Source organism: Patulibacter sp. NPDC049589 (assembly GCF_040675535.1).
GTDB lineage: Bacteria > Actinomycetota > Thermoleophilia > Solirubrobacterales > Solirubrobacteraceae > Patulibacter.
This window is the reverse complement of sequence record NZ_JBFAPC010000215.1, coordinates 1-7,795: the sequence shown is the minus strand read 5'-3', so window position 1 is coordinate 7,795 and position 7,795 is coordinate 1. Positions and strand designations below refer to the sequence as shown.

Genomic DNA, 7,795 nt, shown 5'->3' with positions numbered 1-7,795 from the left:
GGCGCCTTCTGGAGGAATTCGGCCCGCGCCGTGGCCGGATCGGACTTCGGGACCGCCGCGCGGCCGGCCCGCAGGGCCGCGGCCGCCGGCCGGACGACCGGCGACGCCGATCCGGACCCCCTGGGGCCCGAGGCCCTCGGCTACGCCGTTCCCCGGTCCGGGCTGCCCCGCCCCGCGCGGCGTCCGGCCGTCCCCCGCGTCCGCCGCCGCCGGCGTCGTCGGCCCCCGTCCGCCGCTGTGGCCGCCGCCGCGACGGCTGGGATGCCGCCCGAGGACGAGGTCCGTCCCGGCGACGACCGGGACACCGACGCCGACGAGGCGACCGGCGAGCACACGTCCATCGTCCGCACCCCGTCCGCCCGGACCCCGGAGGTCCGCTCCGGACCGAACCGCGTCACCGATACGGACGACGACCGCACGACGAGCTCCGACCGCACCGAGGACGCCGCCGGAGACCACGGCGACCCGCGGCACGACGATCCGGCGACCGACGGCGACGACGCGGACCGGGACGGCCGCACGGGCCACGCCGACGACGAGTCCGCCGACGACCGCCGCGCCGCGGTCGCGCCCGTCACCGGTCGCGGCGTCACCGCCGTCGGGCGTCGGGTCCTGCAGGTGCCGATCGTCCGCCAGCTCGGCGTCCCGGCGGTGCTGCTGCTCGCGGTCCTGCTCGCCGCGCTGATCGCCGCCGGCGTCTTCGCCGGTCAGCAGCAGGACAGCGTGGCGCCGATCACCCGGCCGACGATCCCGACGGTCCCGGCGAACCCGGACCAGATCCCGCCGCTGCCGTAGCGGGGCCGCCGTCGCGCCGGTCAACCGAGGCGACGGGTCCTTCTCGCGGCGACCCGCCCCGCGCCCGGGGCGAGGCCGGGGACTCGCCGCTACCTGGTCGAGACGCGCGCCACGAAGGCCGCGTGGATGCGCCCGTCGTCGGTGAGCTCCGGGTGGAAGGCGTAGCCCTCCACCGGCCCGCGGCGGACGCCGACCACCGCCTCGTCGACGACGGCGAGGACCTCGACGTCGTCGTCGTGCTCGACGACCTTGGGGGCGCGGATGAAGACGCCGCGGTGCGGGCCACCGTCGATGCCCCGCACGTCGACGTCGCCCTCGAACGACCGGATCTGCCGCCCGAACGCGTTGCGCTCGCAGACGATCGGCAGCACGTCGAGGTGCGCGCGGTCCAGCAGGATCAGGCCGGCGCACGTGGCCAGCAGCGGCCGGCCGGACGCGGCGAACGCGCGGAGCGGATCCCCGAGGCCCTCGCGGGCGATGCCGAGGGTCATCGTGGTGCTCTCGCCGCCCGGCAGGACGAGGGCGTCGAGGCCCTCCAGCCCGTCGGGCGTGCGGACCTCGCGGACCTCGGCGCCGTGGGCGCGCAGGTGCGCTGCGTGCTCCAGGACCCCGCCCTGGAGCGCGAGGATCCCGATCAGGGGCGCTACCACCCGCGGCCGGCGAAGACCTCGTCCGCGCCGAGCTTGCGGGCCTCGAGCGAGTCCATCGCGCGGCCGAGGCCGCGGGAGGCCTCGAGGACCTTCGCCGGGTCCTGGAAGTGCGTGGTCGCCATGACGATCCGCTCGGCGCGCGTCTTGGGGTCCTCGGACTTGAAGATGCCGGAGCCGACGAACACGGACTCGGCGCCCAGCTGCATCATCAGCGCGGCGTCGGCCGGGGTCGCGATGCCGCCGGCGGAGAACAGCGGGACGGGCAGCTTGCCGTTGGCCGCGACCCAGCGGACGAGCTCCAGCGGCGCCTGGTGGTTCTTGGCGGCCGTGGCGAGCTCGCCGCCGTCCATGCCCGCGAGGCGCTTGATGTCGCCGCGGATCGAGCGGATGTGGCGGACGGCCTCGACGACGTCGCCGGTGCCCGCCTCGCCCTTGGAGCGGATCATGCAGGCGCCCTCCGCGATGCGACGGAGCGCCTCGCCGAGGTTCGTGGCGCCGCAGACGAACGGCACCTCGAACTCCCACTTGTCGATGTGGTTGGCCTCGTCGGCCGGCGTCAGGACCTCGGACTCGTCGATGTAGTCGACCTCGAGGGCCTCCAGCACCTGCGCCTCGACGAAGTGGCCGATCCGGGCCTTCGCCATCACGGGGATCGTGACGGCGGCCTGGATCTCCTGGATCATCTGCGGGTCGCTCATGCGGGCGACGCCGCCGTCGCGCCGGATGTCCGACGGCACGCGCTCGAGCGCCATGACGGCGGTCGCGCCGGCGGCCTCCGCGATCTTCGCCTGCTCGGCGTCGATCACGTCCATGATCACGCCGCCGCGGAGCATCTCCGCGAGGCCGGTCTTCACCCGAGGCGTTGATTCGTCGCGCATCGGGGACGATTCTGGCAGGAACGGACGTTCGGCCCCCTGCTCGTGGTGTCGCGTCCGCCGGAGCGGGGCGCGACGGTCCGTACGACGCCCGCCGGGTGCTGGGCGCGCGGGCGGGCGCTACTTCAGGCGGTAGGCGCGGATGCGGTCGGCGCGGGCGCCGTCGTTGGCGTAGATCCCCTGGGCCATGGCCTGCAGGAGCGACAGCAGCGCGACGTGCGAGCGCACGAACGACGGGCTGTTGGAGGAGTAGAAGAGGCTGTGCTGCGCGAGCTTCGCGGCCTCCGACAGGGTCGCGTCGGTGATCGCGATCGTCGTGGCGCGGCGGTGACGGGCGAGCTGCAGCGATCGCACGACGAGCGGGTGCGCCCGGCCGGCCGTGATGCCGACGAGGACCGCGTTCTCGTCCAGGCGCGCCAGGCGGGCCCGGCCCTCCTGGGCGTGGCTGGCGACGATGTCGGTCGGGATCCCGAGCAGCATCAGCAGGTGCCGGAAGTACGTGCCGAAGTACGCGACCTGGTCGGCCGCGACGATGATCACGCGGTCGGCCTTGCCGATCTCCTCGACGGCCGCGTCCAGCACGCTGCGGGAGACCCGGCGCGCGGTCTCCTCGACGGCCAGGTGGTCCGCGGCGATCGACGCCTCGCCCGGGCTCTGGTCGAGCCCGAAGAGCGGCTCCGGCTCACCGGCGCCACCGCCGACCCCGCGGGCCTCGACGCGCCGGCGGTACTCGTCGCGGGCGGCGTCCTGGAGGTCCGGGAATCCGTGGAAGCCGAGCGCCTGACTGAAGCGCACCACCGTCGAGCTCGAGGTGTTGGCGCGCCGCGCCAGCTCCTCGGCCGTCTGGAACGCCACCTCGTCGAGATGGTCGACGATGTACTGCGCGACGTCCTTCTGCGACCGGGAGAATTCGTCGAATCGGGACTGGATGTACTCGGTGAGCGTCTGGTGATCGACGATCGGCGCGAGTGCGGTCGTGGAAGAGGAGGCCGTGCGCTTCATGGGCGATGACCTGATTGGTTGCGGCCCGATGTATTCCTTCCCACGACCGGGGTGAATTCGGTCGGCGGTCGGTCGCGGGGGCCGGCATCGCGTCGACGATCAGCCCGCGTCGAGCGTCCGCGGGCCGTCGTCCGCCGGCTCGCCCGCGCCCTCGGCCAGGGCGTCGCGCAGGCCGACCGTGGCCTCACCGAGCTCGCGGACCAGGGCGCCGATGGCGCGCGGCTCGGGGACCGGCTCCGCCTCGTCGCCGCGGTAGGCGGCGCGGAACTCGCGGGCGAACCCCCGCGGGCCGGCGGTCAGCCGCTGGTGCACGGCCTCGAGCGCTTCCTCCATCCGCCCCCACTCCTGGCGGACTGCCGCCTGGCGCTCGGGCGGCAGCGTCTTCCACTGCGCCTGAAGCTCGCGGGCGGAGCGGATGTGGGGCCGGGCCGCGCGGGCGGCTTGGGCGAGGTGCAGGTAGCCGGCCATGGGATCGGAGGCACCACGGAGGCGCTCATCGCCCAGCGTACTGCGGCGCGCCGCAGCGCTCCGGGCGCCGCTCCGCGCGGTGTAGAGCGCCGGACCGCCATCTGCGCGGAGGTCCGCCATGCAGCGGATCGTGCGTGGGTCCGGCCCTGCCGCCTACGTCCTCGCGCTCTGGCAGGCTTCGTCCTCGGCGCGCCCCTCGGGGCCGTCGGGCCGGTAGCTCAATGGTCAGAGCAGCGAACTCATAATTCGTCCGATGCGGGTTCGAGTCCCGCCCGGCCCATCGGCGCGTACGTCGGCTCACCCGCCGACCGGCTGCTCCCGGATCCGCGCGCAGGCCGCGCGGCCCTCGCGGTCGTCCGCCGCGCGCGTGGCCTCGGTGCGGTCGCAGAGCTCGCGGGCGCGCGGGCCGCAGAGCTCGCGGCCGGACACCTGGTAGATGCACGCCTCCACCGGCATCCCCCCCGACCCTACGGGCCGCGGACGCCGTACAGCCCCGATGGGCGCCGGTCGCGACGACCGGCGCCCCACCGCGGGTGGCTCAGGAGGCGATGAAGGTGCCCTGCCGCTCGTCCTCGCGGACGGGCGTCTCGAGGCCCTCGCCGGACGGCCCGGACGTGTCGCCGACGAGTCCGAGGCGGACCTTCTGGCGGCCGATCTCCTCGAGGGCGGCCTCGTACTCCTCGATGGAGCCGACGGGGCGCATCCAGGACGGCATGCGCGACGGCGCGGCGGAGACGGCGGTGCGCTCGCGGCGGCGGGTGCGCTTGGCGGCGGCGGTCTCCTCGGCCTTGGTGCGCTCGACGAGCGCACGGTGCTCGGCGATCGCGGCGCCCATCTCGGAGGCCGTGACGACCTCGGACTCGGCCTCGATCGACGCCTCCAGGTGGCGGGCGAGGATCTGCAGCTCGCGCTGCTTGGCCGGCCGTGAACCGCGCGACGGGGCCTTGGTGAAGCGGTCCCAGGTGCGCGCGAACTGGATGAAGGTGGTGCGGCCGCCGCGGCGGTGCGCGGCGAGCATCGGGCAGACGCCGCCCGAGCCGTCGGTGTAGGCCCCGACGATGATGTTCTCCTCGCGGACGCCCTCGAGCATCGCGACGCGCGTGTGCATCGGCATGCAGTCGATGGTGTGGCGCAGGTCCTGGATCAGCGTGTTGCGGGACATGGAAGGCGGCGTTCCTACTCGGCGTCGGTTCTTGCGGGGCCCTCGCATAGAGTGCGAGGACACCGCGGCGGCCGATCCAAGGTAGGTCCGGCACCGCTGAGAAGCAACGGCGTACGCCCTGCTGAACGGGAGATTGCAGATGAAGCTCGGGATCCAACTCGGCTATTGGGGCCTCGGCCTGACCGGCGCCGACCAGCTGGCCATCGTCCAGGAGGCCGAGCGTCTCGGCTACGACTCGGTCTTCGCGGCCGAGGCGTACGGGTCCGACACGGTCTCCATCCTGGGGTGGATCGCGGGCCAGACGTCGACCATCAAGATCGGCTCGGCGATCATGCAGATGCCGGCCCGCTCCGCCGCGATGACGGCGATGACGGCGGCCACGCTCGACAACCTCACCGAGGGCCGGTTCATCCTCGGCCTCGGCACGTCGGGCCCGCAGGTCGCCGAAGGCTGGCACGGCCAGCGGTTCGGCAAGCAGCTCAAGCGCACCCGCGAGTACGTCGAGGTCGTCCGCCAGGCCCTGCGTCGCGAGCGACTCGAGTACCACGGCGAGACGATCGACCTGCCGCTCCCGGACGGTCCCGGCAAGGCGCTGAAGCTCACCATCACGCCCGTCCAGGACGAGATCCCGATCTACATCGCCGCGATCGGCCCGAACAACACGCGCCTGGTCGGCGAGATCGCCGACGGGCTGCTGCCGATGATGTTCTCTCCCGAGCACGCCGACACCGCGCTGGAGTCGCTGTGGGAGGGCGTCGAGAAGGCCGGCCGCCAGCGCTCCGACGTCAAGGTCTGTCCGTCGACGAGCCTCCACATCGGCGAGGACCCGGGCCAGGCCGCCGAGGGCATGATGCGCGGCATGGCCGCGCTCTACGTCGGCGGCATGGGCTCGCGGGAGAAGAACTTCTACAACGCCGCGGTCAGCCGCTACGGGTTCGAGGACGCCGCCAAGGAGGTCCAGGACCTCTACCTCTCGGGCAAGAAGCTCGAGGCGATGGCCGCGATCCCGATGGAGCTCCTGCAGGGGATCAACCTGTTCGGCACCCGCGACCAGGTGACCGAGCGCCTGCGGGTCTTCGAGTCCGCCGGCGTCGACACCATCGTCGTCACCCCCGCCACGACGACCCGCGACGGCCGCATCGCGCAGCTGCGCGAGCTCGCCGCCGCCGCGGAGGCGATCTGAGCGCCCCGGCCCCCGGCCCGCCCGCCGACGCGGCGGGCGGGGGCCGGGCGCCGGAGCCCCGGCGGATCCTCCTCGGCGCGTTCGGCGACCCGGGCCACGCCTTCCCGGTGCTGGCGCTGGGGCGCCGGCTGCACGAGCGCGGCCACGACGTCTGCATCGAGACGTGGCTGCGCTGGAAGGACGACGTCGAGGCCGCCGGCATGCGGTTCTCCGCCGCGCCCGAGTACCCGGTCTTCCCGCAGCTGGGCAAGGAGCCGCTGAAGCCCTACGAGGCCGCGCAGCGCGCCGCCCTGGACACCGTGCCGCTGGTGGACGACTTCGCCCCCGACGTCGTCGTCGCGGACATCCTCACGCTCGGCCCCGCGCTGGCGGCCGAGCTGCGCGGCGTCCCCGTCGCGACGCTCATCCCCCACGTCGATCCGCGGACCGAGCCCGACTGGCCGCCGTTCTCCTCCGGCGCGCGCCCGGCCCGGACGGCGCTCGGCCGCGCCGGCTGGCGCGCGATGGGCCGGCTCGTGGGCCGCGCGCTGGACCACGGCCGCGACGAGCTCAACGACGTCCGCGCGCACGTCGGCCTGCCGCCGCTGAGCCACCACCACGGCGGCATCAGCCGCGACCTCGTCCTCGTCGGCTCGGTGCCGCAGCTCGCCTACCCCCGCCCCGCTCCGCTGCCGGGGACGCACACCGTCGGACCGTTCGTCTGGCAGCCGCCCGCCGACGACGTGCCGCTGCCCCCGGGCGACGCGCCGCTGGTCCTCGTCGCCCCGTCGACGTCGCAGGACCCGGGCGGCCTGCTGCTCCGCGCGGCGCTCCAGGGCCTGGCCGACGCCCCGGTTCGCGTGCTGGCCGCCCAGAACCGCGTGAGCGCGGAGGACGCCGCCCGGCTCGGCCCGATCGACGTCCCCCACAACGCGCTCCTCGTCCCCTGGGTCTCCTACGGCCAGACGATGCCCCTGGCCGACGTCGTGGTCTGCCACGCCGGCCACGGGACGCTGCTGCGCGCCCTGGCGGCCGGCAAGCCGGTCGTCGCGGTGCCCGCCACCGGCGACATGTACGAGAACGCGGCCCGACTCGCCTGGTCCGGCGCGGGCATCCGCCTGCCCCGCCGGCTCGCCGGCGCGCGGGCGATGCGCACCGCCGTCCTGACCGCCATCCAGGACCCGTCCTACGGTGCCCGGGCCCGCGAGATCGCCGCCTGGGTGGCCGCCGGCGACGGCACCGATCGCGGCGCGCCGCTGGTCGAGGCCCTCGCCGCGCGGGGCCGGAACTGAACCCGCGACGCCCCCGTCGACGGCCGCTCCACCCGGGACGGCGCGCGACGCCCCGATCGCGTACCATGCCCGGGGCGTTCCGGGGTAGCTCAATGGCAGAGCATTCGACTGTTAATCGAAGGGTTGCGGGTTCGAGTCCCGCCCCCGGAGCCTGAAGCGCACGAAGCCCAGCAGATGCTGGGCTTCTCTCGTTCTCGGGGCCCTCGCCAGGCCGCTCGGGCTAGTACGCCGGCTGCTCCCAAGCCTGCGGGTCGTCGCCCATCGCGAAGGTCGTGACGATCGCCTCCGGCGGGATCGCGCCGGCGTAGGCGATCACGTCCGTGTCCTCGAAGCAGCGACGGACCTGGTCGCTCGTGTCGAGGTCGGCGGAGATCGAGTCGATCCACTCC

General features: G+C 74.5%; 8 protein-coding genes, 2 tRNA genes and 1 pseudogene. 5 read left to right on the top strand and 6 right to left on the bottom strand.

What is annotated here, in order from left to right; translation table 11 throughout:
* Positions 1 to 795: pseudogene (locus AB0L40_RS25120) on the top strand (hypothetical protein); the annotation flags it as partial.
* Positions 796 to 884: 89 nt separating this feature from the next.
* On the opposite strand, the gene pdxT reads toward AB0L40_RS25120, so the two are convergent.
* The 4 genes from pdxT to AB0L40_RS25100 all read right to left on the bottom strand — a co-directional run bounded on the left by pdxT (position 885) and on the right by AB0L40_RS25100 (position 3,790).
* Entirely contained in the window at positions 885 to 1,445 is a 561-nt protein-coding gene (gene pdxT, locus AB0L40_RS25115) for a pyridoxal 5'-phosphate synthase glutaminase subunit PdxT (protein ID WP_364361098.1), read from the bottom strand.
* Positions 1,439 to 2,323: a pyridoxal 5'-phosphate synthase lyase subunit PdxS gene (pdxS, locus tag AB0L40_RS25110; RefSeq protein ID WP_364361096.1), complete on the bottom strand. Its 885-nt coding sequence runs from the start codon at positions 2,321 to 2,323 to the stop codon at positions 1,439 to 1,441. The genes pdxT and pdxS overlap by 7 nt, the downstream gene beginning before the upstream one ends.
* Positions 2,324 to 2,440: 117 nt before the next feature.
* Positions 2,441 to 3,322: a MurR/RpiR family transcriptional regulator gene (locus tag AB0L40_RS25105; RefSeq protein ID WP_364361094.1), complete on the bottom strand. Its 882-nt coding sequence runs from the start codon at positions 3,320 to 3,322 to the stop codon at positions 2,441 to 2,443.
* A gap of 99 nt (positions 3,323 to 3,421) precedes the next feature.
* A complete protein-coding gene (locus tag AB0L40_RS25100; RefSeq protein ID WP_364361092.1) occupies positions 3,422 to 3,790 on the bottom strand; it encodes a hypothetical protein in 369 nt (122 codons plus the stop codon).
* Between the two features lie 207 nt (positions 3,791 to 3,997).
* Between AB0L40_RS25100 and AB0L40_RS25095 the strand changes: the two genes are divergently transcribed.
* Positions 3,998 to 4,070, top strand: a tRNA-Ile gene (locus tag AB0L40_RS25095).
* A 17-nt stretch (positions 4,071 to 4,087) separates the two neighbouring features.
* Here AB0L40_RS25095 and AB0L40_RS25090 read toward each other — a convergent pair.
* Entirely contained in the window at positions 4,088 to 4,246 is a 159-nt protein-coding gene (locus AB0L40_RS25090) for a hypothetical protein (RefSeq protein WP_364361090.1), read from the bottom strand.
* Positions 4,247 to 4,328: 82 nt separating this feature from the next.
* Positions 4,329 to 4,952 carry a hypothetical protein gene (locus AB0L40_RS25085; protein WP_364361088.1) on the bottom strand — a complete coding sequence of 208 codons (624 nt, stop codon included), beginning with the start codon at positions 4,950 to 4,952 and terminating at the stop codon, positions 4,329 to 4,331.
* Between the two features lie 139 nt (positions 4,953 to 5,091).
* Between AB0L40_RS25085 and AB0L40_RS25080 the strand changes: the two genes are divergently transcribed.
* The 3 genes from AB0L40_RS25080 (at position 5,092) to AB0L40_RS25070 (ending at position 7,556) form a co-directional block, all read left to right on the top strand.
* On the top strand, positions 5,092 to 6,135 hold the full coding sequence (locus AB0L40_RS25080; RefSeq protein ID WP_364361086.1) for an LLM class F420-dependent oxidoreductase: 1,044 nt from the start codon (positions 5,092 to 5,094) through the stop codon (positions 6,133 to 6,135).
* 107 nt (positions 6,136 to 6,242) lie between these two features.
* Positions 6,243 to 7,406, top strand: coding sequence for a nucleotide disphospho-sugar-binding domain-containing protein (locus AB0L40_RS25075; RefSeq protein ID WP_364361084.1), 1,164 nt, complete (start codon positions 6,243 to 6,245; stop codon positions 7,404 to 7,406).
* A 78-nt stretch (positions 7,407 to 7,484) separates the two neighbouring features.
* A tRNA-Asn gene (locus tag AB0L40_RS25070) sits at positions 7,485 to 7,556 on the top strand.
* Positions 7,557 to 7,795: the final 239 nt, after the last annotated feature.